The organism is Shinella oryzae (genome assembly GCF_023038235.1).
GTDB lineage: Bacteria > Pseudomonadota > Alphaproteobacteria > Rhizobiales > Rhizobiaceae > Shinella > Shinella sumterensis.
Genome location: NZ_CP081987.1, coordinates 2,857,355 through 2,881,916, shown reverse-complemented (window position 1 = coordinate 2,881,916; position 24,562 = coordinate 2,857,355). Strand labels below are relative to the sequence as shown.

Here is a 24,562-nt window from a genome sequence, read left to right as displayed (position 1 = left end):
TGATCTTCGCCCGCGCCGAAAGACGCACGCTCGATATCGCCGGCGCGCTCGCGCTTGGCGGCGTGCTGGCCTTCGTCGGCGTGGCGACGGCCGTGCTGCTTGCCCATGCCGGTTCAGGGGCCGGTGCAGGGGCCGGCGCGGGCGCGCCTTTGTTCGATGCCTATATCCTGCGGGTGGCGCGCTTCACGTTCCTTCAGGCCGCGCTTTCCACGCTGCTGTCGGTGGCGCTCGCCATTCCCGTGGCGCGTGCCCTGGCGCGCCAGCGCGCCTTTCTCGGCCGCGTCTGGATCCTGCGGCTGTCGGCCGTGCCGCTCGGCCTGCCGGCGCTCGTCGCCGCCCTCGGCGTCATCGAGATCTGGGGGCGCCAGGGCGTGGTGAACGATCTCCTGCGCCTTGCCGGCCTGCAAAATCCGGTCAGCGTCTACGGGCTGACAGGCATCCTCATCGCCCATGTCTTCTTCAACCTGCCGCTCGCGGTGCGCTTCCTCGTCGCCGCGCTCGACCGCATCCCGGCGGAATACTGGCTGAGTTCGGCCAATCTCGGCATGGGCGGCGTGGCGGTGTTCCGGCTCATCGAATGGCCGGTCATCCGGCGCGTGCTGCCGGGCATTGCCGGCCTCGTCTTCATGCTGTGCGCCACGAGCTTCACCCTCGTTCTGACACTCGGCGGCGGGCCGGCCGCCACCACCATCGAGGTCGCGATCTACCAGGCGCTGCGCTTCGATTTCGATCCCGCCCGCGCCGTCCTGCTCGCCTTCCTGCAGATCGCGGTTACGGCGCTGTTGCTGTTCGTGCTCTCGCTGTTCGGCCGGCCGCAGGATGAGGGCGTGACGGCGGGCCGCGCCATCCGCCGCTTCGACGGCCGCCGGCGGCGCGTCACGGACGGGCTCGTCATCCTCGCCTTCACCCTCTTCACCGCCGCGCCGCTGCTGGCGACGCTCGTTTCGGGCCTCGCCGCCGATTTCGGCCGGCTCGCGCTCGATCCGATGCTGCACCGCGCGCTTCTCACCAGCCTTGCGATCTCGCTTGCCTCCGCCAGCCTCAGCCTCGCCATCGCGCTGCCCGTCGTGCTGGTGCCGCAGCTCGCCGAAAGCGGCGCGGCGGGCCCGGCCCGGCTGATAATGGCGGGCGCGCTTCCGGCCGTCGGCTCGCTCATCCTGCTCGTGCCGCCGGTCGTCGTGGCCACGGGCTGGTTCCTCATGCTGCGGCTTTTCGGCGAAACCGGCCGCTTCGCCCCGGCCATCGTCACCGTCATCAATGCGCTGATGGCGCTTCCCTTCGTGGTGCGCGTGCTGGGGCCTGCCTATCGCACTCATCTTGCCCGCACGGCGCGCCTCGCGCTCAGCCTCGGCATCACGGGTCCCCGCCGCCTCATGACGATCGACTGGCCGGCGCTGAAGAAACCCTTCCTCACCGCCTTTGCCTTCGCCATGGCGCTGTCGCTCGGCGATCTCGGCGCCGTCGCCATCTTCGGCGCGGAGGGTTTCGTCACGCTGCCCTGGCTGCTTTATTCGCGCATGGCAAGCTACCGCACGGCCGATGCCGCCGGCATCGCGCTCATCCTGGGCGTGCTCTGCCTGCTCCTGACGCTGCCCTCGACCGCTCCCGAGCGCGTCCCCGAAAGGCCCGGCCCCGATGCCTGATACCGCCATCGCCCTCTCCGATGTCACCGTGCGCTTTGCCGGAAAGACGCTCGCCTTCGACTGCGCCATAAAGCCCGGCGCGGCCGTCGCCGTGGTCGGCCCGTCGGGTGCGGGCAAGTCGACCCTCTTCAATGTCATCGTCGGTTTCCAGCCGCCGGCGGCCGGTTCGGTCCGCCTGCTGGGCGAGGACATGGCGGGCCGCGATCCCGCCGAGCGGCCGGTCTCCATCGTCTTCCAGGACAACAACCTGTTCTCCCACCTCACCATCGCCGACAATGTCGGCCTCGGCATCGATCCGGGGCTGCGTCTGGATGCGGCGGGGCGGCGCCGCGTGTCCGAGGCGCTCGCCCGCGTCGGTCTCGGCGGCTACGAGACGCGCCTGCCCGGGTCGCTGTCGGGCGGCGAGCGGCAGCGGGTGGCGCTGGCCCGCGCGCTGGTGCGCCGCCGGCCGATCCTGCTGCTCGATGAACCCTTCGCCGCACTCGATCCCGCCATGCGGGCGGATATGGCGGCGCTGCTTGCCGGCCTCGTTGCCGAGACGCAGGCGACCATGCTGTTCATCACCCACCAGCCCGAGGATATCGGCCGGCTGGCGGACGAGGTGATCTACGTGACGGATGGAAAAATCCGCTTCCACGAGCCGGCCGGCGATTTCCTCGCCCGGCGGGAGCCCGCCGACATCGCGAAATTCCTCGGCCGTTCCGTGCCTTAGCGTGGGCCGCGGCGGTTTTGCCGCGCCCGGTGCCACAATTTGGTCGCCCCCCTGTGTCACCGGAGCCACATGGGAACCGTTTGTTGAATAGGGAGTTGCCGACCGTATGGGGCGCGTCTATCTCCTGCATTCACAAACGCACGATCCGCGCCGTGTCCGCATGCTTTGGCTGCAGACCGGGAGCGGACCCATCAAGGGGCGTGGGCTAGAGACATGGCGAAGGCAAGGCAGGCAGCTGCAATCGTATCCGGACGCGGGGTGACCAGGCCCGTCGCGGCCCTGTTGCTCGCCGCCACGATGCTGACCGGCTGCCAGTCGCTGATCGAGCAGAGCTACGAGCCGACGATCGCGCCGTCCTCCAATCCGCAGATCGTCGATGAGGTGCAGAAGAACGACCCGCGGGCCCAGATGGGCGCGCGCGAGCATCCGCGCATCGTCGCGAGCTATGGCGGCGAATACAAGGACGCCAAGACGGAGCGGCTTGTCGCGCGCATTACCGGCGCGCTGACGCAGGTCTCGGAAAACCCGAACCAGTCCTACCGCATCACCATCCTCAATTCGCCCGCGATCAACGCCTTCGCGCTGCCGGGCGGCTATCTCTACGTGACGCGCGGCCTGCTGGCGCTTGCCGACGATGCCTCCGAAGTCGCCGCCGTCCTGTCGCATGAAATGGCGCATGTCACCGCCAACCACGGCATCGAGCGGCAGAAGAAGGAAGAGGCCGAGGTCATCGCCAGCCGCGTGGTGGCCGAGGTCTTGTCCAGCAACATCGCCGGCAAGCAGGCGCTGGCGCGCGGCAAGCTGCGCCTCGCCGCCTTCTCGCGCAACCAGGAGCTCCAGGCCGACGTCATCGGCGTGCGCATGCTGGGCGAGGCGGGTTACGACCCCTACGCCGCCGCCCGCTTCCTGGATTCCATGGCGGCCTATGCCCGCTTCACGGCGGTCGATCCCGATGCCGACCAGAGCCTCGACTTCCTGTCGAGCCACCCCAACGCACCGCAGCGCGTGGAACTGGCGCGCATGCATGCGCGTGCCTTCGGCGCGGAGGGAACCGTCGGCGATCGCGGCCGCGACTACTATCTCGCCGGCATCGACGGGCTGCTCTACGGCGATGCGCCGGAAGAGGGCTATGTGCGCGGGCAGACCTTCCTGCACGGCAAGCTCGGCATCCGTTTCGACGTGCCGGCCGGCTTCCAGATCGACAACAAGGCCGATGCGGTGCTGGCGACCGGCCCCGGCGATGTCGCCATCCGCTTCGACGGCGTGGCCGACAGCCGCGGCCAGAACCTCGTCAACTACATTTCCAGCGGCTGGGTGACGGGCCTGAGGCCCGACACGATCCGCTCCGTCAGCCTCAACGGGCTGGAGGCCGCGACGGCGCGCGCCGCCGCCGACCGCTGGGAATTCGACGTGACCGTCGTGCGCATCGACAAGAAGATCTACCGTTTCCTGACGGCCGTGCCGACCGGCTCGCCGGCGCTGGAGCCGACGGCAAACACCCTGCGCACCTCGTTCCGCAAGCTCACGCCGGCGGAAGTCGAGAGCCTGAAGCCGCTGCGCGTGCGCGTCGTCACCGCGCGCCCGGGCGATACCGTCGCCACGTTGGCCGGCCGCATGCTCGGCACCGACCGCAAGCTCGACCTCTTCCGCCTGATCAACGCCATGACCGTCACCAGCACGGTCCGCCCCGGCGAGAAATACAAGATCATCGCCGAATAATGCGCAGGTGCGGTTATCGGCGCTTGCCGTAGCCGTCGTCATTCCCGGGCTTGACCCGGGGACGTAAACGCATCGCGCCCGCTGATTTTCCAACAAAATCCCGCCTCGATTTCCCCGCCTTCTCCACCCGCCCCTACAATGCCCCCATCCCGCCCTCGGATACACCGCAAGGCGTTGCGGCGAGGCGGGGTCGGCGCGGGGCTTGAGGGGATGACGCAAAACCTCATGCACCGGGCCTGCGGAAAATGGTCTCCCTCCGGCGACACGGGGGAAATGGCGGGATGTCGGACCGATCCCGTCTCAGGCCCCGAACGGCGCGCCGGGCGTGCCTGTGCGGCACACAAGGGGATCGGCATTGGCGGATGCGTCGGCATCGTCCGCCGGCATGGAGAAAGGCCGGGAGGTGGAGACACCTTCCACGGAGCGCCAAGGCGTGCGCTCCGGTTGTCAAACGGCACTGCCCATTCCGGAAACCGGCGAAGGACACCGCCGTGTCGATCCTTGCAGAGAGACTGGAGTCGCGGGCAAAAACCGCCGAACGGGGCGCCGAAAGGTGTCACCTATTCATTTTCAGTCGAGGCAGCTTCCGGCGCCCCGTCCGAATGCTTTTTGAAACCACGGGGAAGCCGCCGCGTGGATATCAGTGCTGGCGGCCCGGTCCACGCCGGCCAATGCCAAATTCTTTCCCTTTCCCCGCAACATGCGCTAAGGGCATCAGCCATGACCATGCCGGCTTCGACAGATGAAACCTATGTCGTCCTTCTCGGCGGCGCGCTCGTCGCGACGCCGCGTCTGGCGCACGATATTGCCGGCGCGCGCTTCATCGCGGCCGATGGCGGCATGCGCCATGCGGCAATGCTTGGCGTGACGCCGGATCTGTGGGTCGGCGATTTCGATTCCACGCCGCCGGAGCTTTTGGCCGCATGGCCCGATGTCGAGCGCCAGCCCTATCCGGCCGCCAAGAACGAGACGGATGGCGCGCTTGCCGTGTCCGTCGCCACCGGGCGCGGCGCCCGCTCCGTCCTCCTTGCCGGCGCGCTCGGCGGCGAGCGCAGCGACCATGCGCTGATGCACCTCATCCACGCCGTCTCGCTTGCGGAAGCCGGCATCGCCATCAAGCTCACCTCCGGGGAGGAAGAGGCGTGGCCGCTCCTGCCGGGCCTCCGCGAGATCGACCTGCCCGCCGGCAGCCTGTTTTCCGTGCTCGGCCTCACGGCGCTCTTAGGGCTTCATCTCGAAAACGTGCGCTATCCGCTCACCGATTTCGCGCTGCCCTTCGGCTCGTCGCGCACCATTTCCAATGTCGCGGAAGGCCCCGTCCGCGTTTCGCTTGCCTCCGGCCGCGCAATCCTCATCGCCCGGCCCTATGATCTCTCAGGAGCCTGATCCTTGGCACCGCCCATTCTCAAACTCGATGATATCTTCTTGAGCTTCGGCGGCACGCCGCTGCTTGCGGGCGCGAGCCTGCAAGTGGAGCCGGGCGACCGCATCTGCCTCGTCGGCCGCAACGGCTCGGGCAAGTCGACGCTGATGAAGATCGCCGCCGGCCTGGCCGAGGCGCAGTCGGGCGAGGTCTTCCGCCACCCCTCGGCAACGATCCGCTACCTGCACCAGGCGCCGGATTTCGACGGCTACGACACGGTCGCCGCCTATGCCGAAGCTGGTCTCGGCCCGAGCGACGACCCCTACCGCGTCACCTACCTGCTCGAACATCTGGGCCTCGACGGCACGGAAGACCCGAAGTCGCTGTCGGGCGGCGAGGCGCGTCGCGCCGCACTCGCCCGCGTCATGGCGCCGGAGCCGGATATCCTTCTGCTCGACGAGCCGACGAACCATCTCGACCTGCCGACCATCGAATGGCTGGAAGGCGAGCTGCAATCGACCCGTTCGGCCCTCGTCGTCATCTCGCACGACCGCCGCTTCCTCGAAAAGGTCTCCAACGCCACCGTCTGGCTGGATCGCGGCCAGTCGCGCCGGCTCAACCGCGGCTTCGGCCATTTCGAAGCCTGGCGCGACGAGGTGCTGGAGGCCGAGGAGCTGGAGCAGCACAAGCTCGGCAAGGCGATCGAGCGCGAGGAACACTGGCTGCGCTACGGCGTGACGGCACGCCGCAAGCGCAACATGCGCCGCCTCGGCGCGCTGCACGACCTGCGCGCCCGCTACCGCGGCCACAAGGGCCCGCAGGGCAGCGTGCAGGCCAGCGCCTCCGACGCGCAGGAATCCGGCAAGCTGGTCATCGAGGCGGAAAAGATCACCAAGGCCTATGGCGAGCGCACCATCGTCGCGCCGTTCTGCATCCGCGTGCACCGCGGCGACTGCATCGGCCTCGTCGGCCCGAACGGCGCGGGCAAGACCACGCTGCTCAAGATGCTCACCGGCCAGCTCGCGCCCGACAGCGGCACGGTGAAGCTCGGCACCAATCTGGAGATCGCCACGCTCGACCAGCGCCGCGAGGACCTCAACCTCGACGACACGCTCGCCCATTACCTCACCGACGGGCGCGGCGAGACGCTGCTGGTCAACGGCGAGCAGCGCCATGTCACCGGCTACATGAAGGAATTCCTGTTCCAGCCGGAGCAGGCCCGCACGCCGATCCGCAACCTCTCGGGCGGCGAGCGCGCCCGCCTCATGCTGGCCCGCATCCTGTCGCGGCCGACCAACCTGCTCATCCTCGACGAGCCGACCAACGATCTCGACATCGAGACGCTGGACCTGTTGCAGGAGATCGTCGCCGGCTTCACCGGCACCGTGCTGCTCGTCAGCCACGACCGCGATTTCCTCGACCGCACCGTCACCTCCACCATCGCACCGGCCGATCCGGAAAATCCGGATGGACGCTGGATCGAATATGCCGGCGGCTACACCGACATGATGGCGCAGCGCCGCGGCGCAATCGAAGAAAAGCGCAAGGCGGAGAAAGCCGAGAAGGCGAAGGCGGCGGAAGCGGCCCCTGCCGCCGCCCCCTCCGACGGCAAGGCCAAGGGCAAGCTCTCCTACAAGCAGAAGTTCGCGCTGGAAAACCTGCCGAAGGAGATGGAGAAGGCGGAAAAGGAGATCGCCGCCCGCGAGGCGAAGATGGCCGACCCCAACCTCTTCACCAAGGACCCCGCCACCTTCAACACGCTCGCCGCCGAAATGGAAAAGCTGCGCGCCTCGCTGACGAGGATGGAAGAGGAATGGCTGGAGCTGGAAATGCTGCGGGAGGAACTGGAGGGCTGAGCAGGCCCGAAACAGGCTCTCTCCTCTTCGTCGTCATCCTCGGCCTTGAGCCGAGGATCCATGCGGCACCCGCGTCGGTGGATGCTCGGGTCAAGCCCGAGCATGACGGAGGAGGGGTGGAATGCAGGCGAATGAAACCCCTGTTCCCCGCGAAACAGCGCGGAAGACGAGGCCATGGGATAGTCGGGTCATCGGATGAGACGCGCTCATCCTGCAACCCGAAAGAGATCAGGAGCCTCCCATGCGCAATTTCATCATCTCCGCCGTCGTCGCCGCTGTCGCCGCCGTATCCTTCGCCGCACCCTCCCATGCCGGCCACTATGGCTACGGCCACAAGCATCACGGCTACAAGAAGCATTACAGCTACAAGAAACACCATGGTGGCCACTACGGCTACAGGAAGCACCATGGCTACAAGAAGCACTACGGCGGCTACGGCTACAACAGCCACAACGGCTACAGCTTCTCGTTCGGCTACTATTGAGCCCTTCGCCTGCATTCTGACCGAGGCCCGGATGCCCGCTGCATCCGGGCCCTTTACACTTGGAGGACGGCGGATTGATTCGCCGGCAAACAGGCGCTATCTAGGAGGTCGTGGTGATTTGGCCGGCCGGCTTGCAGCCACGTTAAACAAGTCGCTAAAGGGCCGCGCGAGGAAGAGCCTTACGTGGACCGGTTGCGACATCGTTGCGGCCGGTTTTTGTTTTGGATCGAGTTGAGACATGCCCATCAAGATTCCCGATACGCTCCCCGCCTTCCAGACCCTCGTCAACGAGGGCGTGCGGGTGATGACCGAAACGGTGGCGATCCGGCAGGATATCCGCCCGCTGCAGATCGGGCTGCTCAACCTCATGCCAAACAAGATCAAGACGGAAGTGCAGATGGCGCGCCTCGTCGGCGCCTCGCCGCTTCAGGTCGAGCTGTCGCTGGTGCGCGTCGGCGCCCACCGCGCGAAGAACACGTCGGAGGAGCACCTGCTTGCCTTCTACGACACCTGGGAAGAGGTGAAGCACCGCAAGTTCGACGGCTTCATCATCACCGGCGCCCCGATCGAGACCCTCGACTACGAGGAAGTCACCTATTGGGACGAGATGAAGCAGATCCTCGACTGGACGACGACCAATGTCCATTCGACGCTCAATGTCTGCTGGGGCGCGATGGCGGCGATCTACCATTTCCACGGCGTGCCCAAATACACGCTCGATGAAAAGGCCTTCGGCGTCTACCGTCACCACAACCGCAAGCCCTCGTCGATCTACCTGAACGGCTTCTCGGATGATTTCGAGGTGCCGGTCTCGCGCTGGACGGAGATCCGCGCGGAGGACATCCGCGCCGTGCCGGACCTCGAAATCCTGCTCGATTCGGATGAGATGGGTGTCTGCCTCGTCGAGGAGAAGGCAGGCAACCGCCTCTACATCTTCAACCATGTCGAATATGATTCGACCTCGCTGGCCGACGAATATTTCCGCGATGTCTCGGCCGGCGTGCCGATCAAGATGCCGCGGAACTACTTCCCGCACAACGACCCGGCCCTGCCGCCGCAGAACCGCTGGCGCGGCCACGCCCATCTCCTGTTCGGCAACTGGATCAACGAGATCTACCAGACCACGCCCTATGACCTCGAGAAGATCGGAACGGGAGCCTGATGCCATGAGCCGCGTCGTCATTCGCCCGCTGCACAAGGACGACGAGGGCGAATGGCGCCGCCTGTGGACCGCTTATCTCGCCTTCTACGAGACGGTTCTGCCCGAGGCGGTCTTCGCCACCACCTTCTCCCGGCTGACGGGCGAGGCGGCCGAGGGCGAGTATCGCGGCCTGCTCGCCACGCTCGACGGCAAGCCCGTGGGCCTCGCGCATTATCTCTTCCATCGCTCCTGCTGGACGACAGGCAATGTCTGCTACCTCCAGGATCTCTTCGCCGACCCCGAAGTGCGCGGCGCGGGCATCGGCCGGGCGCTCATCGAAGGCGTCTATGCCAGGGCGCGCGAGGCCGGCGCACCGGAGGTCTACTGGATGACGCAGGAGTTCAACGCCACCGCGCGCCGGCTCTACGACCGCATCGCGGAAAAGACGCCCTTCATCGTCTATCAGAAGAACCTCTGAACATCCCGAAAAGTATGACTTTTCGATTGCGGATCGGCGGAAATTGCCGCAGTTTGCCGGCCGATGATCAGGGAGGACATTCGATGGGTGAAGGACAGGAGATTTTCGGGCGGCTCGGCTCCGGCGAGGCGGTGGAGCGTGTGACGATCCGCGGCGGCGGCCTCACCGCACGGATCCTCACCTTCGGCGCCATCATTCAGGACCTGCGCCTCGACGGGCACGAGACACCGCTCGTGCTGGGTTTCGAGGATCTCGCAAGCTATCTCACGCACGTCACCTATTTCGGCGCGACGGCCGGGCGCTGCGCCAACCGCATCGCCGGCGGCCGCTTCACCATCGACGGCACGGATTACCAGCTGGAGCGCAACGAGCGCGGCGTGACCCATCTGCACGGCGGCCGTGACGGCGTCAGCCAGCAGAACTGGCGCATCGCCGCGAGCGGCGCGGACTTCGTCACGCTGACGCTGACCGATCCCGCCGGCCGCGCCGGTTATCCCGGCACCTGCGCTCTTACCTGCACCTATGCGCTGTCCGGCAACGGAACGCTCTCCGTCACCTATGACGCGACCACGGATGCGCCGACGCCGGTCAATTTGTGCCAGCACAGCTATTTCATCCTCGACGGCGGCAAGGACATCTTCGATCACGAAATCCGCATCGAGGCGGAACACTATCTGCCTGTCGATGAGACGCTGATCCCGACCGGCGAGATCCGCCCCGTCGCCGGCACGCCCTTCGACCTGCGCGACTGGACGCCGCTCCGCCGTCAGCTGGAACCGGGCGGCGTGGTCTTCGATCACAATTTCTGCCTGTCTGAGAGCCGCAGGGAGCCGCGCCTCGTCGCCGAGGTCCGCAGCCCCGCCTCCGGCCTCTCGCTCCAGGTGGTGACCACCGAGCCCGGCCTGCAACTCTATACCGGCGCCTATATCAAACCGCTGGAGGGCCTCGAAGGCCGCCGCTACGACGCGTTCTCCGGCCTCTGCCTCGAAACCCAGATCTGGCCCGACGCCATCAACCACCCAACCTTCCCCAACGCCATCCTGCGCCCCGGCCAGACCCTGCGGCAGAAGACGGACTACGTGTTCAGCAAGGGGTGACGTAGAGGCCGTCGCTCAAAAAAGATTGGAAAGGCGCTTGCCGCCGGACTTCTCCTGGTCTCGTGCTCGGCGTTCGGCGGGTATGTTGCAGACGCGAGACGGCGAACGTGGTGAGATCCCTGGCCACCGTGACTGCAGGAAGCTCAGTTGACTTGGCCGACCGTCTACAAGAAGCCTGTCCGAGCCTCCGATACGGCGCATGGCAACGTATATGGCGGCTGGGAGGTCTCGCTCGCGTCCGTCACGTACCTTCGACCAGAAGTCGACCAGCATCGGTTCCGCGGCAGCGCGAGCGGGCGGGCCGATGCGGCACATGCCTTCGATTACGGCGCTGTCAGGAGAAAGCGCCAATGTCTGCGCGCGGCGCAAGTAAGGTAGCGCATCCGGGCCCAGATCGCCGAGACGTCCCAAGAGCGGGGACACGCTCCACAGCCAATGCTTGTCGTCTGCGTGATGGTAAAGGGCGAGGATGCGAGGCCCAAATTCATTGAAATGATTGCGGGGGAGGCTTGCAAGCAGCCGCGCAAAGACCGCGCCGTTCTCTGCTGCACTATCCCGATCGCTGATGGTTGCCGATCGCTCCAGCGCGGCCATGATAACCTCTGCGCGCGAGGCCAGGGCATCAGGGCGATGGATGATATCATCGATCTCAAAGCCCTTGATTTTTTCCGCGGGGTTGGCGGCCAGGACATCGAGCACTGCCAACTGTTGCTTAACTGCCGCCTGCTCCACGCTTGCGATCTTTTCAGCGACCAATGTCGGGTCTCCACCCTTACGATCCTCGGCCGTTACGAGGTTCAGGCCCAAAGCGCGCGCCAGGACCACTTTATCCCGGTTGTATTCCATCTCTCCTGACACGATGGGCCAGTATCTCTCACGCAAGAAGGATGCGCTGCATTTGCCATCCGCTCGTGTCGAGATCACTCCGCATCCGAACATCGGGATGGGTAACCAGCGCAGAGGAGACGCATCACCTCCGAGGAGATGGAATTGTTCTCCGTCCGGCATGGTAACGGTTGTAGTGGAACGCCGAACGGGCAGCCATCCTACTCGTGTATTTTCGGTTGCAAGGGAGACTCTCGCCAGAGAAAGCGTCGGCCGTTCGGGCATTGAAAGTTGGCAGAAGCGGGTTTCGAACCGCTGCGCGGTTATGACGCCCTCATTGTGGAATCCCAAGCTATTTATGGCGGCGGCTCGCAAGGCGCGGACGCTGCGGACTCTGTCGCAGACCGCTTTATCCGCTACCCGATACGAAAGATATCCTTCGGGGAAATTCGGATTGGCAGCGTAAGCGACGGACAAGTCGGTATTCTGTGTGAGCCATTCGCCGGAATGGTCATCGACGGCCAGCGAATGAACCGTCGGATCGAACGGGATGGTTATCCGTGCATACTCCGCGTCATAAGCTGCGGTGAGGGAGCGCAGCGTGATGCGATCGTGAACGGCCACTGCGCCGTAGCAGCCGTAAAAAACAAGGGGAACCAACAACCACCAACGCGATACCCGCCCGAAGAGTGCCTCTGCGCCGATACCGACCATGCCCGCGTTCACGAGCAGAGCAGGCCCGACGATGATAAGGAGAAAGGCCGCAAAAGTGATCTCGAGAAAATAAACGATCAATATCGGAATAATCGCGACAAAGAAGATAAGGGATATCGGCAGTGATGAGAGCGTTATGCGCATTGCTTTGGAATTTCCCCACGGAGCATTCCCGATACGCATGGCGAAACGGGATATGGGTAAATAATACCAGAAGTCTCATTAATAGTAGTAAATAACAATGCCAGATTGCATCGGTTTGTGGCGTGTGCGTCTAGGCGAACAACTGGCGTACAAGGCGCTTCGAGCGGATGGTTCTGGTAACTGCAGCGCGCTAGAATAGCGACGGCGTGTCCAAAACGCACAAAAGCCCCGGCGAACCGAGGCTTCGAAACTTTGGAGAGAATGGAGCGGGTGAAGCGATTCGAACGCTCGACCCCAACCTTGGCAAGGTTGTGCTCTACCCCTGAGCTACACCCGCTCATCGTCGACGGCCTGGGGTAGTGGTTGGCCGAAGGTCGCTGCGTTGCGGCGACGGGCGCTATATGACCCAAGGCCTTTTCAATTGCAACAGGGAAATGAAGGATTTTTCAGAAAAAAATGCGCCCTCTTCGAAAGTCCCTGATTTCCGGGCGGTTGCGCGAAGAGGGGTGACGGCCTATCAGCGGACAGGACAAATCGGGCCGGAGCCAAAGAGATGACGGACATGCAGCCGAAGACCGACAAGGAGCTTTTCGCGTTCCTCGACGGACTGGGAATTTCGCACAGCACCAAGGAACACGCGCCGGTCTTCACCGTCGCCGAATCGGTGTCGCTGCGCGATGAAATTCCCGGCGGCCACACGAAGAACCTTTTCGTGAAGGACAAGAAGGACAACTATTTCCTGATGACCGTCGAGGAGCATGCGACGGTCGACCTGAAGACGGTGCACGGCATCATCGGCGCGGCCAGCCGCGTGTCCTTCGGCAAGCCGGAGAAGCTGATGGAGTATCTCGGCGTCATTCCCGGCGCGGTCACGGCCTTCGGGGTGATCAACGACACGGCGGGCAAGGTGAAGATCATCATCGACGCGGACCTGATGGCGTTCGACACGATCAACTGCCATCCGCTGCGCAACGATGCGACGACCTCGATTGGCGCCAAGGACCTGTTGCGCTTCATCGAAGCGACGGGACATGAGCCGCTTGTCTTGAAAGTCACGGCCTGACATACGATTTTGGGCGCTGAAGCGATATTCGGGCGCACCGCGCGAGGAGACACCATGAGCGACAATCCCTATGCATCGTCCTATGGCGGGCAGATGAACGTTTCCGCGAGCTATGGCGGCGGCGTGCCCACGGCGGACGACCTGATCAAGGACACGACGACCGCGAACTTCGCGCGCGATGTGCTCGAGGCCTCGCGTCACCAGCCGGTGCTCGTCGATTTCTGGGCGCCCTGGTGCGGGCCGTGCAAGCAGTTGCAGCCCATTATCGAGAAGGTCGTGCGCGAAAGCGCCGGCCGCGTGAAGCTCGTCAAGCTCAACATCGACGACCATCCCTCCATTCCCGGCCAGCTCGGCATCCAGTCCATCCCCGCCGTCGTCGCCTTCGTCGGCGGACGCCCGGCGGACGGCTTCATGGGTGCGGTGCCGGAGAGCCAGGTCCGCCAGTTCATCGACAAGATCGCCGGCCCCGCCGACGCCGATGAGAAGGCCCAGATCGAGGCGCTGCTTGCCGAGGCGAAGGCGCTGTTCGATGCCGGCGACGTGGCGGGTGCGGCCGATCTCTACGGTGCGCTGCTGCAGGCCGACCCGGAAAATGCCGTCGCGCTTGCCGGCATCGCCGAATGCATGATCGCCGTCGGCCAGCATGACAATGCCCGCCAGGCGCTCACCAACCTGCCCGAGGCCGTGGCGGCCGATCCGGCCGTCGGCGCGGTGCTCAAGAAGCTCGACCAGATCGAGGAAGCCCGCAAGCTTGGCGATCCGGCCGCGCTGGAACAGGCGCTTGCGGCAAACCCCGACGACCATGCCGCGCGCATGAAGCTTGCGAAGATCCGCAATGTCGAGGGCGACCGGCAGGCGGCCGCAGACCACCTGCTGCTGATCATGAAGCGCGACCGGGCCTTCGAGGATGACGGCGCGCGGCGCGAGCTTCTGCAGTTCTTCGAGGTCTGGGGCCCGATGGACCCGGCGACCATCGCCGCCCGCCGCAAGATGTCCTCGATCCTGTTCTCCTGAGTTTTTCAGGTCGGCGGCCCGGCGTCCCTTGAGAATTGCCGGGCCTACCCCACATTCGGGGTAAGGCGCGAGGATGCGGGGCGCGCCGTGGGAATGGAAGGCACTGCAATGCAAGTGGGAAACGCGCGTTATCTGAAGCCGGCGGACCTGCCGGAGACCATTCCGGTCTTTCCGTTGACGGGCGCGCTGCTTCTTCCCGGCGGCCAGCTGCCGCTCAATATCTTCGAGCCGCGCTACCTCGCCATGTTCGACGACGCGCTCTCCTCACACCGGCTGATCGGCATGGTGCAGCCCGTTTTCGGCGGCGAGCGCAAGGATGATGACGAGGCCGAGACGCCAGCGTTGTGCCAGGTCGGCTGCATCGGCCGCATCACCTCCTTTGCCGAGACCGGCGACGGCCGCTACATCGTTTCGCTCACCGGCATCTGCCGCTACCGGCTGATGGAGGAGGTGCGGGGCGCCAAGGCCTATCGCAGCTTCCGCATCGCACCCTTCATCACCGATCTGACGGCGCATGACGACGAGCAGAGCGTCGACCGCGATGCGCTCTTGTCGGCCTTCCGCGCCTATCTCGACGCCAACAAGCTGGAGGCGGACTGGGAGAGCGTGGAGCGCGCCAGCAATGCGACGCTGGTCAATTCCATGGCGATGATGTCGCCGTACGGGCCGGCGGAAAAGCAGGCGCTGCTGGAGGCGCCGGACCTGAAGACCCGGGCCGAAACGCTGATCGCCATCACCGAGATCGTTCTGGCGCGCAGCTATGGCGATGTCGATACGCGGTTGCAGTAGGAGGGAACGATGAGCGCGGGCAAAAGCGGCGTGGACGTCAAGCTGCTCGAACTCCTCGTCTGCCCCCTCACAAAGGGGCGGCTGAGCTATGACGCGGCGGCGGGCGAACTGGTCTCCGAAAAGGCGAAGCTCGCCTATCCGATCCGCGACGGCATTCCGATCATGCTGATTTCCGAGGCGCGCGAGATCAAGGACTGAGGCCTTTCGCGTGGCGATCTAGATTCCTGTTTTTACCGCATTATCCGACGCCGAAGCGACTTCGCTTCGGCTGGAAATGCTCTAGATACGCTGGCCGACCAGCATGCGCGGATGGCCGCTGCCGGCGGTGCCCTTGGCCTGGCGGATGAAGTAGGATTTCAGGCCCGGCAGGCGATCGACCAGGCCGAGGCCCACGTCACGCAGCACGCGCAGCGGCGTCACGTCGTTGGAGAACAGGCGGTTCAGCACATCCGTGGTGATGCCCATGCGCACCGTGTCGAAGCGGCGCCAGGTCTCGTAGCGCTCCAGCACCGAGAGTGCGCCGATATCGAGGCCGAGCCGGTCGGCTTCGACGATGGTTTCGGCCAGCGCCGCCACATCCTTGAAGCCGAGATTGAGGCCCTGGCCGGAAATCGGGTGGATGCCGTGGGCGGCGTCGCCGGCCAGCGCAAAGCGCGGGGCGACGAAGGCGCGGGCGAGCGTGAGGCCGAGCGGGAAGGCGCGGCGGCCGCCGACGACCTTGAGGCTGCCGAGCTTGTGGCCGAAGCGGCGCTCCAGTTCTTCCTCGAAGACCAGGTCATCGCCTCCCACGAGGCGTTTGGCATCCTCCGTGCGCTCGCTCCAGACGAGGGAGGAGCGGTTGCCGGTCAAAGGCAAGGTCGCGAAGGGGCCGGCGGGCAGGAAATGTTCCTCGGCCGTGCCGTCATGCGGGCGTTCGTGCGTGACGGTGGTGACGATGCCGGACTGGCCGTAATCGAAGTGCACGGTCTTGATGCCCGCCATGTCGCGCAGTTTCGAGCGGGCGCCGTCGCAGGCGACGAGGAGGCGCGTGCTGACTTCAGATCCGTCGGAAAGGGTGACCTGCGTGGCGTGCTGACCGGTCTTGAAGTCCGTCGCCGATGTCGACCAGCGCACGGGGATGCCGAGGGCCTCGGCCTGGCGGAGCAGGCTTCCGATCATGGCGCGGTTCGGGATCATGTGCGCGAAGGGCTGGCCGTCCTCGGCGGAGCCGGCGTCCTCGTCGAAGGTGAGGAAGACCGGGCGGACGGGATCGGCCGTGCGCGAATCGGTGATGACCATCCGGCGGATCGGCTCGGCTTCCGCCGCGATCTCGCTCCAGACGCCGAGGACGTCGAGCAGGTTGCGGGCGGCCGCGACGATGGCGGAGGCGCGCTCCTCCTTCTGCCAGGCGTGCTCCGGTGCGCCATCGACCACTTCCACGGCCAGATGCGGCGCCGCCTTCTTGACCGCCACCGCGAGCGACAGGCCGACATAACCGCCGCCGGCGACCAGAACGTCGAGCGATGTGGCTTCGGGCATGATGTCCTCCTGGACGCTTGAGGTCTTTGTTTGCTCTATATAGAGGAGGAAGAGCCCGTTTCCTACCGTGGGAGCCACGTCCAAATGTCGCGCCAGAATGTCCCGAACCCCGCCATGGATGTGCTGCTCCAGACGCTGGATCTCGAGCGGCTGGAGGGGCGGCTGTTCCGGGGCCGCAGCCCGCAGGTCGGCTGGCAGCGGGTGTTCGGCGGGCAGGTCATCGGCCAGGCGCTGGTCGCCGCGACGCGCACGGTGACGCAGGAGCACCGTTACGCGCATTCGCTGCACGCCTATTTCGTGCGGCCGGGCGATCCGGCCGTGCCGATCCTCTACGAGGTCGAAATCATCAGGGACGGCGGGTCCTTCGCCACGCGGCGCGTCGTCGCCATCCAGCACGACAAGCCGATCTTCTTCATGACGGCGTCCTTCCAGGACGACGAGGAGGGCTTCGAGCACCAGGTGGCGATGCCCGACGTGCCGCAGCCGGAAGACCTGCCCGGCGAGGCCGAGCTGAAGGCGCGCTTCATGCAGGAGGCGCCGCCGCCGATCCGCGCCTACTGGGAGCGCCCGCGCCCGATCGAGCTCCGGCCGGTCGCGCTGGCGCACTACCTCTCCAACGACAAACTGGAGCCGCGCCAGAATATCTGGGTGCGCACGACGGGGCCGGTGCCGGCCGATCGCCGCCTGCAGGCCGCGGTGCTGGCCTATCTCTCGGATATGACGCTGCTCGACACGTCGCTCTTCGCGCATGGCACTTCCGTGCTCGACCGCTCCCTGCAGGTGGCGAGCCTCGACCATGCCATGTGGTTCCACCGTCCGCCTGACCTCGACGACTGGCTGCTCTACAGCCAGGACAGCCCGTCGGCCTTCGGCGGGCGCGGCATGACGCGTGGCGCGATTTTCACCCGGTCCGGCACGCTCATTGCCTCCGTTGCCCAGGAAGGGTTGATTCGGAAAAAGGCAACTGACTAAATTTTACCCATTATTCCAATAGCGCCTATTTTTTAATCATTAGCGGTGGCGTTTTTTTACGCCTTGCCGCCTTTGTCATTTTTATCCCTTCTGTTTCAATAGCTTATTGAGTGCGTTCGAATCTGGCACGCCCCTTGAATGTATCTTGCCAGTCGTTGCGGACATGACGTTCAACGGCGAGGAGAGATGGCCCCGGCTGGGGGACAAGCACGAAGGATGGGAAACCAGATGAAAATCGTAATGGCGATTATCAAGCCGTTCAAACTCGATGAGGTGCGCGAAGCCCTCACCGCCGTTGGTATCCAGGGCCTGACCGTTACCGAGGTGAAGGGGTACGGACGTCAGAAGGGGCACACCGAAATCTATCGCGGCACGGAATATGCCGTCAGCTTCCTGCCGAAACTGAAGGTCGAAATCGCCGTGCCCGGCGACCTCGTCGACCGCGCCGTGGAAGCGATCGCATCCGCCGCCAAGACCGGCCAGATCGGTGACGGCAAGATCTTCGTCTACGCCATCGACCATGCCGTGCGCATCCGCACCGGCGAAACCGATTCCGAAGCGCTCTAAGCAAACGGCCTATCAGGGAGCATTTTCAAAATGTCGTCATTCAAACTTACTCACACCCTATCCCGCGTGGCCGCTGCTACGACGGCCGTGCTGGCGCCGGTCGTCGCCTTCGCGCAGGAAGCCGCCCCGGCCGCCACGGAGGCTGCCGCCGCCGCGCCTGTTCCGGACAAGGCCGATACGGCCTTCATGTATCTGGCCACCATCCTCGTCCTCTTCATGCTCATTCCGGGCCTCGGCCTGTTCTACGGCGGCCTCGTCCGCGCCAAGAACATGCTGTCCGTGCTGATGCAGTGCACGGTCATCGGCGCGGTCATGATGATCGTCTGGGTCGTCTACGGTTACTCGTTCGCCTTCGGCGGCTCCACGAGCGCCTATTTCGGCGGCTTCGGCAAGCTGTTCCTGTCGGGCGTCACGCTTGACAGCACGTCCGCCACCTTCACCGATGGCGTCGTGATCTACGAATATGCCTTCATCGCCTTCCAGATGACGTTCGCCGCCATCACGCCCGCGCTCATCGTCGGCGCGTTCGCAGAGCGCATCAAGTTCTCCGCCGCGGTGCTGTTCTGCGTGCTCTGGGCCACCTTCGTCTACTTCCCGATCGCGCACATGGTCTGGGATGGTGCGGGCCTCATCTTCAACATGGGCGCCCTCGACTTCGCAGGCGGTACCGTCGTTCACATCAATGCCGGTGTTGCAGGCCTCGTCGGCGCGATCATGGTCGGCAAGCGCACCGGCTACGGCAAGGACATGATGGCACCGCACTCCATGACGCTCACCCTCGTCGGTGCCGCCATGCTGTGGTTCGGCTGGTTCGGCTTCAACGCCGGCTCCAATCTCGAAGCTTCCGGCGGCGCGGTTCTCGCGACCATCAACACCTTCCTCGCAACGGCCGGCGCAATCGTCGCCTGGTCGCTGGTTGAAACCTTCACCCGCGGCAAGGCTTCGATGCTCGGCGCTGCCTCGGGCATGATCGCCGGTCTCGTCGCCGTCACCCCGGCTGCCGGCTCGGTCGGCCCGATGGGCGCCATCGTTCTCGGTCTGATTGCTTCGCCGGTCTGCTACTTCTTTGTTGCGACCGTGAAGAACAAATTCGGCTACGACGACACGGCTGACGTCTTCGGTGTCCACGGCATCGGCGGCATCATCGGTGCTGTCGGTACCGGTATCCTGACGGCTCCGTCGCTTGGCGGCACCGGCGCTGCCGACTTCTCTATCGCGTCGCAGACCACGACCCAGATCATCGCGGTTGCGATCACCATCGTCTGGTGCGCCGTCGTCTCGGCGATCCTCTACAAGGTCGTCGATCTCATCGTTGGCCTGCGCGTGCCGGTCGAAGCCGAGCGCGAAGGTCTCGACCTGTCCTCGCACGGCGAAGCAGCCTATCACTCCTAAGGGCTCGCGGCGGCCGAAAGGCCGCCGCCACGATCCCGTCGCGGTCATGGGAAACCATGCCGTTCCTGGCCCGGACCCCGCGTCCGGGCCTTTTTCGTTTCGGCGCGGGCATAACAAACGCCATAATAAACGAATGGCGAATATGCATGGTTAACACGCCATTAAGGCTTCCTTCGTAGGGTTTGCAGTGAGGCACCGCGCGCGAATCATGCGGGGCCGGTGCAAACTTCCCTGAGCGGACACAGGCTGAACCATGAGCAGAAGCATCTCGGCAGGACTGGACAACCGGCACGACCGTTTCGTGCTGTCGGCCTTCGTGTGGCGGCAGGTGCAGATCCTCATCGGGCTCTGCGTCTTCCTTTTCCTGGCACTCGCCATCGCCGCGCTATCGACCTGGAACGTGTCCGATCCGAGCCTGTCCTATGCGTCGAGCGGCGAGCCGAAGAACATCCTCGGCTATCCCGGCGCCGTTTTCGCCGACGTCTTCATGCAGTTCTTCGGGCTTGCCAGCGTGATCGCGCTCTTGCCTGTCGTCGCCTGGGCGATCGGCTTGATCACCGGGCGCCGCTTCAACCGCATCCTGCAGCGCGCCGCCGCCTGGCTTGGCGGTGCCATCCTGGCGTCTGCCGCACTCGCCTGCGTGCCCGGCCCGGTGACCTGGCCGCTGCCGACGGGGCTCGGCGGCGTGTTCGGCGACATGATCCTGCGCTTCCCCGCCCTCTTCACCGGCGCCTATCCCACCGGCATGTTCGCCAGCATCGTCGGCGCGATCATCGCCGTTCCCGCGATCTGGCTCATGGTCTTCTCGTCCGGCCTCGTCGGCACCGTGTCGATCGACGACGAGGAGGACTTCGCGCCGGTGCCGGTGGCAAGCCGCAACCGCCCCGCCGTCCAGGACGATGACGACGAGGATGAGGAGCGCGGTGGGCCGTTCACGGTTCTGGCCGGTGCGACGACCCACGCGTGGTACACCGCGCAGGCGCGCGTGCGCCGGCTGTTCGGCCTGTCGAACCAGCGGCGCCGGGCGCGCGGCATCGAGCAGCCCTACGATTTCAACGAGGACGAGTTCGGCACGCTGAACGAGCCGGTGCGCGCGCGCGCCAGCCGGCCGGCCGAGCGCGTCGAGCCGTCCATGGAAGGCCGCCGCGCCGTGTCGGCCCCCTCCATTGCGCTCGACGATGACGACGACATGCCCTTTGACGATGGTCCGCTGTCGCATCCGAGCGGCATTCTGCCGGACGAGGATTCCGACGACATCGCCGCAGACTGGGCGCCGCGCCGCGCACCGGCCCGCGCGCCGCTGCCGTCGGCCAGCGCCCGCGTCGTGCCCCCCGCGTCGCGGCCGAAGCCCGGCCAGCGCATCGAGAGGGAAGCCCAGGCCTCCTTCGTCGGCCAGGACGGCTTCCAGCTGCCCTCTCTGCATCTGCTTGCCGAGGCCAAGGGGCAGGTGCGCGACGCCACGCTTTCGGCCGACGCGCTGGAGCAGAACGCCCGCATGCTGGAAGGCGTGCTGGAGGATTTCGGCGTCAAGGGCGAGATCATCCATGTGCGCCCCGGCCCTGTCGTGACGCTCTACGAACTGGAGCCGGCGCCCGGCATCAAGTCCTCGCGCGTCATCGGCCTTGCCGACGACATCGCCCGCTCGATGAGCGCGATCGCCGCGCGCGTGGCGGTCGTGCCGGGCCGCAACGCCATCGGCATCGAGCTGCCCAACGCCACCCGCGAGACCGTCTATCTGCGCGAACTGCTCGCCAGCCGCGATTTCGAGACCTCCAAGTCGCGCCTCGCCATGGCGCTCGGCAAGACGATCGGCGGCGAGCCCGTCATCACCGATATCGCCAAGATGCCGCATCTACTCGTGGCCGGCACCACCGGCTCGGGCAAGTCGGTCGCCATCAACACCATGATCCTGTCGCTGCTCTACCGCATGAAGCCGGAGCAGTGCCGCCTGATCATGATCGATCCGAAGATGCTGGAACTTTCCGTCTATGACGGCATCCCGCATCTGCTTTCGCCCGTCGTGACCGATCCGAAGAAGGCCGTCGTCGCCTTGAAGTGGACCGTGCGCGAGATGGAGGAGCGCTACAAGAAGATGTCGAAGATCGGCGTGCGCAACATCGACGGCTTCAACAGCCGCGTGGAACAGGCGCTGGCCAAGGGCGAGCAGATCACCCGCACGGTGCAGACCGGCTTCGACCGCCAGACCGGCGAGGCGATGTACGAGACGGAGGAGTTCGATCTCCAGCCGATGCCCTACATCGTCGTGATCATCGACGAAATGGCCGACCTGATGATGGTGGCCGGCAAGGATATCGAAGGCGCGGTGCAGCGCCTCGCGCAGATGGCGCGCGCGGCCGGCATCCACGTCATCATGGCGACGCAGCGCCCGTCCGTCGATGTCATCACCGGCACGATCAAGGCGAACTTCCCGACCCGCATTTCCTTCCAGGTGACCTCGAAGATCGACAGCCGCACCATTCTTGGCGAACAGGGCGCCGAACAGCTGCTCGGCATGGGCGACATGCTCTACATGGCCGGCGGCGGGCGCATCCAGCGCGTGCACGGCCCGTTCGTCTCCGACCACGAGGTCGAGGCCGTCGTCGCGCATCTGAAGACGCAGGGCGCGCCGCAATATCTCGATGCGATCACGCAGGACGACGACGAGGACTGCGAGGGCAATGGCCCGGCCGGCACGGCCAATCTCGAGGATTCCGACGATCCCTACGACCAGGCCGTCGCCGTGGTCCTGCGCGACGGCAAGGCTTCGACCTCCTATATCCAGCGCCGCCTCGGCATCGGCTACAACCGTGCCGCCTCGCTGATCGAGCGCATGGAGCAGGAGGGGCTGATCGGCCCCGCCAACCACGCGGGCAAGCGCGAGATCCTGGTGCCGACGGAAGACTAAATTTCGCGGCGGCGAGCGGGAACGCGCCGCCCGGTGCGGCGTTTCGCCCGGCAAGCCCCGCGCGCCAAGCGTGCGCCGGCCGATGCCATTATGGCGCCGCGTTTGGCCCGCATGACAGACGCATGAAGGAGACCGACATGAACCGATCCGCAACCGGCCGCCTGGCCCCCTCTCTCACCCGTCGTGGTTTCACCGGTCTGATGGGTCTCGTGCTTGCGACCGGCCTTTCGGTGCTGTCGCCGGGCGAGGCCTCGGCGCAGGCAAGTGCCGCCGCGCAGAAGATCGCCGACCACTTCGCCTCCGTGAAGACGATGATGGGCGAGTTCGTGCAGTTCGGCCCGCGCGGCGAGCAGACCGGCGGCAAGTTCTATATCGACCGCCCCGGCCGCATCCGCTTCAATTACGAGGACCCCTCGCCGATGCGCGTCATCGCGGACGGCAAGTCCGTCGTCATCGGCAATCGCAAGCTCAAGACCTGGGACATCTATCCGCTCTCCAAGACGCCGCTGAACCTTCTGCTCGGCAACAAGATCGACCTGTCGGCCAAGATGGTGCGCAATGTAAAGGAAGAGGCGGACCTCACCACCATCGTGCTTGGCGACAAGAGCATGTTCGGCGATTCGACCATCACCATGATGTTCGACCCCAAGACCTACGACCTGCGCCAGTGGACGATCACCGATGCGCAGGGCAAGGACACGTCGGTCATGATCTTCAACGTGCAGACCGGCATGAAGCTCGATGACCGGGTCTTCGCCATTCCCTATGACGAAATTCGCAACCGCGGCTCCAACAAGTGACAAAGACGTTTCCGTTTACACGGCACTTGCGCTAAGACGCCCCGACCGGCCCGCCTGACGGGCCGGACCAGTTTTCGGGGACGGGCATGGCACTTTCGATTGCGACGTGGAACATCAACTCCGTGCGGCTGCGCATGCCGCTCGTCGAGCATTTCCTCAAGACGTTTTCACCCGATATCCTGTGCCTGCAGGAAACCAAGTGCCCGAACGACCAGTTCCCCTCGAAGCCGCTGAAGGCGCTCGGTTACGAGCATATCGTCATGCATGGCCAGAAGGGCTATCACGGCGTCGCCACCGTCTCGCGCCTGCCTTTGACGGAGCTGGTCGAGCGGCGCGATTATTGCGGTGTGGGCGATGCGCGCCATGTCTCGGTGCTGTTCCACCACCGGGGAAAGTCGATCCGCCTGCACAATTTCTATGTGCCGGCCGGCGGCGACGAGCCGGACCGCACCATCAATGTGAAATTCGGCCACAAGCTCGATTTCATCGAGGAGATGAAGCTCTTGCATGCGGAGGCTGAGGCCGGCATCTCCTCCATCCTCGTCGGCGACCTCAATATCGCGCCGCTGGAGCATGACGTGTGGTCGCACAAGCAGCTCCTGAAGATCGTCAGCCACACGCCGATCGAGACCGAGGGCCTGATCGACGTGATGACGAAGGGCGCCTGGGTCGACCTGATGCGGCGCAAGGTGCCGGAGACCGAGAAGCTCTATACGTGGTGGAGCTACCGTTCGGCCGACTGGCAGGCTGCCAACAAGGGCCGCCGCCTCGACCATATCTGGTCGTCCGCCGATCTCGAGCCGCATCTTTCCAACATCGCCGTCATCCGTGAGGCGCGCGGCTGGGAACGGCCGTCCGACCACGTGCCTGTCATTGCGGAATTCGATTTCTGAGGGTGCTTGCCCCTAAGCGAAGCGGCCGGTGAGGCCCCGCATCTGCTCGATCATCGCGGCGAGGTTCTCGCGGATGCGGGCGTCGACCAGCACGGCGACGTCGGGGTATTCTTCCAGCATGCGGCGGAAGAGCGGGCGGTTGATGCGGATGACCTCGCTGTCTTCCAGCGCGAGCGCCGTATATTTGCGCTCGACGGCGGAGATCATCGCGAGTTCAGACAGAAGCGTGCCGGCGCCCGCCGTGCCCTCGTCGCGCACCGAACCATCGCGCAGCGTCGAGGTGAGCTGGAACGCGCCTTCCGCGACGACGAAGCCGCAATCGGCCGAGGTGCCCTCGCGAAACAGCGTCTGCCCCTCGACCAGCCGCCGGCGTTCGGCGCCGAAGGCCATCAGGCGCAGCTTGTCATCGGCAAGGCCCGCGAAAAGCGGCACGCGCGAGAGAAGGGCGATATCGTCGCTGAGAGCCACGTTCG

Annotated in this window: 22 protein-coding genes, 1 tRNA gene and 1 riboswitch; of the genes, 19 read left to right on the top strand and 4 right to left on the bottom strand. The window is 65.3% G+C overall.

Annotated elements, in window-relative coordinates:
- Positions 1–2 precede the first annotated feature (2 nt).
- From thiP to K6301_RS14040, 9 genes are all read left to right on the top strand, one after another.
- Positions 3–1,643 carry a thiamine/thiamine pyrophosphate ABC transporter permease gene (gene thiP, locus K6301_RS14080; protein WP_247220628.1) on the top strand — a complete coding sequence of 547 codons (1,641 nt, stop codon included), beginning with the start codon at positions 3–5 and terminating at the stop codon, positions 1,641–1,643.
- Positions 1,636–2,355, top strand: coding sequence for a thiamine ABC transporter ATP-binding protein (thiQ, locus tag K6301_RS14075; RefSeq protein WP_247217788.1), 720 nt, complete (start codon positions 1,636–1,638; stop codon positions 2,353–2,355). The genes thiP and thiQ overlap by 8 nt, the downstream gene beginning before the upstream one ends.
- A 213-nt stretch (positions 2,356–2,568) precedes the next feature.
- Positions 2,569–4,074, top strand: a complete 1,506-nt coding sequence (locus tag K6301_RS14070) for a M48 family metalloprotease (RefSeq protein WP_484593999.1) — start codon at positions 2,569–2,571, stop codon at positions 4,072–4,074.
- 726 nt (positions 4,075–4,800) lie between these two features.
- Positions 4,801–5,460 (top strand): thiamine diphosphokinase, encoded by a 660-nt coding sequence (locus tag K6301_RS14065; protein WP_247220624.1) that lies wholly within the window; start codon positions 4,801–4,803, stop codon positions 5,458–5,460.
- A 3-nt stretch (positions 5,461–5,463) separates the two neighbouring features.
- Positions 5,464–7,293 carry an ABC-F family ATP-binding cassette domain-containing protein gene (locus K6301_RS14060; protein ID WP_247217785.1) on the top strand — a complete coding sequence of 610 codons (1,830 nt, stop codon included), beginning with the start codon at positions 5,464–5,466 and terminating at the stop codon, positions 7,291–7,293.
- 241 nt (positions 7,294–7,534) lie between these two features.
- The gene (locus tag K6301_RS14055; RefSeq protein ID WP_134649251.1) at positions 7,535–7,777 is read left to right on the top strand and encodes a hypothetical protein; all 243 of its coding nucleotides are present in this window, start codon (positions 7,535–7,537) and stop codon (positions 7,775–7,777) included.
- Positions 7,778–7,877: 100 nt separating this feature from the next.
- A riboswitch (SAM riboswitch) is annotated at positions 7,878–7,955 on the top strand.
- A gap of 60 nt (positions 7,956–8,015) precedes the next feature.
- A complete protein-coding gene (gene metA, locus K6301_RS14050; protein WP_247217783.1) occupies positions 8,016–8,939 on the top strand; it encodes a homoserine O-acetyltransferase MetA in 924 nt (307 codons plus the stop codon).
- A 4-nt stretch (positions 8,940–8,943) separates the two neighbouring features.
- Positions 8,944–9,396 (top strand): GNAT family N-acetyltransferase, encoded by a 453-nt coding sequence (locus tag K6301_RS14045; RefSeq protein WP_247217781.1) that lies wholly within the window; start codon positions 8,944–8,946, stop codon positions 9,394–9,396.
- 83 nt (positions 9,397–9,479) lie between these two features.
- Entirely contained in the window at positions 9,480–10,493 is a 1,014-nt protein-coding gene (locus K6301_RS14040; protein ID WP_247217779.1) for an aldose epimerase family protein, read from the top strand.
- Positions 10,494–10,508: 15 nt separating this feature from the next.
- On the opposite strand, the gene K6301_RS14035 is transcribed toward K6301_RS14040, so the two are convergent.
- Positions 10,509–12,176 (bottom strand): hypothetical protein, encoded by a 1,668-nt coding sequence (locus K6301_RS14035; RefSeq protein ID WP_247217778.1) that lies wholly within the window; start codon positions 12,174–12,176, stop codon positions 10,509–10,511.
- A 262-nt stretch (positions 12,177–12,438) separates the two neighbouring features.
- Positions 12,439–12,513: transfer RNA gene (locus K6301_RS14030), tRNA-Gly, on the bottom strand.
- Positions 12,514–12,729: 216 nt separating this feature from the next.
- Between K6301_RS14030 and K6301_RS14025 the strand changes: the two genes are divergently transcribed.
- The 4 genes from K6301_RS14025 to K6301_RS14010 all read left to right on the top strand — a co-directional run bounded on the left by K6301_RS14025 (position 12,730) and on the right by K6301_RS14010 (position 15,240).
- A complete protein-coding gene (locus K6301_RS14025) occupies positions 12,730–13,239 on the top strand; it encodes a prolyl-tRNA synthetase associated domain-containing protein (RefSeq protein ID WP_247217776.1) in 510 nt (169 codons plus the stop codon).
- 54 nt (positions 13,240–13,293) lie between these two features.
- Positions 13,294–14,253: a thioredoxin gene (gene trxA, locus K6301_RS14020; RefSeq protein ID WP_247217773.1), complete on the top strand. Its 960-nt coding sequence runs from the start codon at positions 13,294–13,296 to the stop codon at positions 14,251–14,253.
- 108 nt (positions 14,254–14,361) lie between these two features.
- Positions 14,362–15,042, top strand: coding sequence for an LON peptidase substrate-binding domain-containing protein (locus K6301_RS14015; RefSeq protein WP_247217771.1), 681 nt, complete (start codon positions 14,362–14,364; stop codon positions 15,040–15,042).
- A 9-nt stretch (positions 15,043–15,051) separates the two neighbouring features.
- Positions 15,052–15,240 carry a Trm112 family protein gene (locus tag K6301_RS14010; protein WP_134649258.1) on the top strand — a complete coding sequence of 63 codons (189 nt, stop codon included), beginning with the start codon at positions 15,052–15,054 and terminating at the stop codon, positions 15,238–15,240.
- Positions 15,241–15,321: 81 nt separating this feature from the next.
- Here the strand turns inward: K6301_RS14010 and K6301_RS14005 are convergent, their stop codons facing one another.
- Positions 15,322–16,560, bottom strand: coding sequence for a ubiquinone biosynthesis hydroxylase (locus K6301_RS14005; protein WP_247217770.1), 1,239 nt, complete (start codon positions 16,558–16,560; stop codon positions 15,322–15,324).
- Between the two features lie 84 nt (positions 16,561–16,644).
- Here K6301_RS14005 and tesB point away from each other — a divergent pair, with 84 nt between their 5' ends.
- The 6 genes from tesB to K6301_RS13975 all read left to right on the top strand — a co-directional run bounded on the left by tesB (position 16,645) and on the right by K6301_RS13975 (position 24,089).
- The gene (tesB, locus tag K6301_RS14000) at positions 16,645–17,532 is read left to right on the top strand and encodes an acyl-CoA thioesterase II (RefSeq protein ID WP_247217768.1); all 888 of its coding nucleotides are present in this window, start codon (positions 16,645–16,647) and stop codon (positions 17,530–17,532) included.
- Positions 17,533–17,748: 216 nt separating this feature from the next.
- Entirely contained in the window at positions 17,749–18,099 is a 351-nt protein-coding gene (locus tag K6301_RS13995) for a P-II family nitrogen regulator (RefSeq protein WP_160872107.1), read from the top strand.
- A gap of 30 nt (positions 18,100–18,129) precedes the next feature.
- The gene (locus K6301_RS13990) at positions 18,130–19,491 is read left to right on the top strand and encodes an ammonium transporter (protein ID WP_247217765.1); all 1,362 of its coding nucleotides are present in this window, start codon (positions 18,130–18,132) and stop codon (positions 19,489–19,491) included.
- Between the two features lie 253 nt (positions 19,492–19,744).
- Entirely contained in the window at positions 19,745–22,396 is a 2,652-nt protein-coding gene (locus tag K6301_RS13985) for an FtsK/SpoIIIE family DNA translocase (protein ID WP_247217764.1), read from the top strand.
- 122 nt (positions 22,397–22,518) lie between these two features.
- Positions 22,519–23,196, top strand: coding sequence for an outer membrane lipoprotein carrier protein LolA (locus tag K6301_RS13980; RefSeq protein WP_247217762.1), 678 nt, complete (start codon positions 22,519–22,521; stop codon positions 23,194–23,196).
- An 86-nt stretch (positions 23,197–23,282) separates the two neighbouring features.
- A complete protein-coding gene (locus K6301_RS13975) occupies positions 23,283–24,089 on the top strand; it encodes an exodeoxyribonuclease III (RefSeq protein ID WP_134649265.1) in 807 nt (268 codons plus the stop codon).
- Between the two features lie 12 nt (positions 24,090–24,101).
- Here the strand turns inward: K6301_RS13975 and K6301_RS13970 are convergent, their stop codons facing one another.
- Positions 24,102–24,557, bottom strand: coding sequence for a cyclic nucleotide-binding domain-containing protein (locus tag K6301_RS13970; RefSeq protein ID WP_247217760.1), 456 nt, complete (start codon positions 24,555–24,557; stop codon positions 24,102–24,104).
- Positions 24,558–24,562 lie beyond the last annotated feature (5 nt).

Bases quoted from the DNA above. Each gene is read 5' to 3' on its own strand.
- metA (WP_247217783.1), top strand. From the start codon at position 8,016: ATGCCCATCAAGATTCCCGATACGCTCCCCGCCTTCCAGACCCTCGTC.
- K6301_RS14025 (WP_247217776.1), top strand. From the start codon at position 12,730: ATGACGGACATGCAGCCGAAGACCGACAAGGAGCTTTTCGCGTTCCTC.
- K6301_RS13975 (WP_134649265.1), top strand. From the start codon at position 23,283: ATGGCACTTTCGATTGCGACGTGGAACATCAACTCCGTGCGGCTGCGC.
- K6301_RS13985 (WP_247217764.1), top strand. From the start codon at position 19,745: ATGAGCAGAAGCATCTCGGCAGGACTGGACAACCGGCACGACCGTTTC.
- tesB (WP_247217768.1), top strand. From the start codon at position 16,645: ATGTCGCGCCAGAATGTCCCGAACCCCGCCATGGATGTGCTGCTCCAG.
- trxA (WP_247217773.1), top strand. From the start codon at position 13,294: ATGAGCGACAATCCCTATGCATCGTCCTATGGCGGGCAGATGAACGTT.
- K6301_RS14035 (WP_247217778.1), bottom strand. From the start codon at position 12,176: ATGCGCATAACGCTCTCATCACTGCCGATATCCCTTATCTTCTTTGTC.
- K6301_RS13995 (WP_160872107.1), top strand. From the start codon at position 17,749: ATGGGAAACCAGATGAAAATCGTAATGGCGATTATCAAGCCGTTCAAA.
- thiQ (WP_247217788.1), top strand. From the start codon at position 1,636: ATGCCTGATACCGCCATCGCCCTCTCCGATGTCACCGTGCGCTTTGCC.
- K6301_RS14065 (WP_247220624.1), top strand. From the start codon at position 4,801: ATGCCGGCTTCGACAGATGAAACCTATGTCGTCCTTCTCGGCGGCGCG.
- K6301_RS13990 (WP_247217765.1), top strand. From the start codon at position 18,130: ATGTCGTCATTCAAACTTACTCACACCCTATCCCGCGTGGCCGCTGCT.
- K6301_RS14045 (WP_247217781.1), top strand. From the start codon at position 8,944: ATGAGCCGCGTCGTCATTCGCCCGCTGCACAAGGACGACGAGGGCGAA.
- K6301_RS14015 (WP_247217771.1), top strand. From the start codon at position 14,362: ATGCAAGTGGGAAACGCGCGTTATCTGAAGCCGGCGGACCTGCCGGAG.
- K6301_RS13980 (WP_247217762.1), top strand. From the start codon at position 22,519: ATGAAGGAGACCGACATGAACCGATCCGCAACCGGCCGCCTGGCCCCC.
- K6301_RS14040 (WP_247217779.1), top strand. From the start codon at position 9,480: ATGGGTGAAGGACAGGAGATTTTCGGGCGGCTCGGCTCCGGCGAGGCG.
- K6301_RS14055 (WP_134649251.1), top strand. From the start codon at position 7,535: ATGCGCAATTTCATCATCTCCGCCGTCGTCGCCGCTGTCGCCGCCGTA.
- K6301_RS14070 (WP_484593999.1), top strand. From the start codon at position 2,569: ATGGCGAAGGCAAGGCAGGCAGCTGCAATCGTATCCGGACGCGGGGTG.
- K6301_RS14010 (WP_134649258.1), top strand. From the start codon at position 15,052: ATGAGCGCGGGCAAAAGCGGCGTGGACGTCAAGCTGCTCGAACTCCTC.
- K6301_RS14005 (WP_247217770.1), bottom strand. From the start codon at position 16,560: ATGCCCGAAGCCACATCGCTCGACGTTCTGGTCGCCGGCGGCGGTTAT.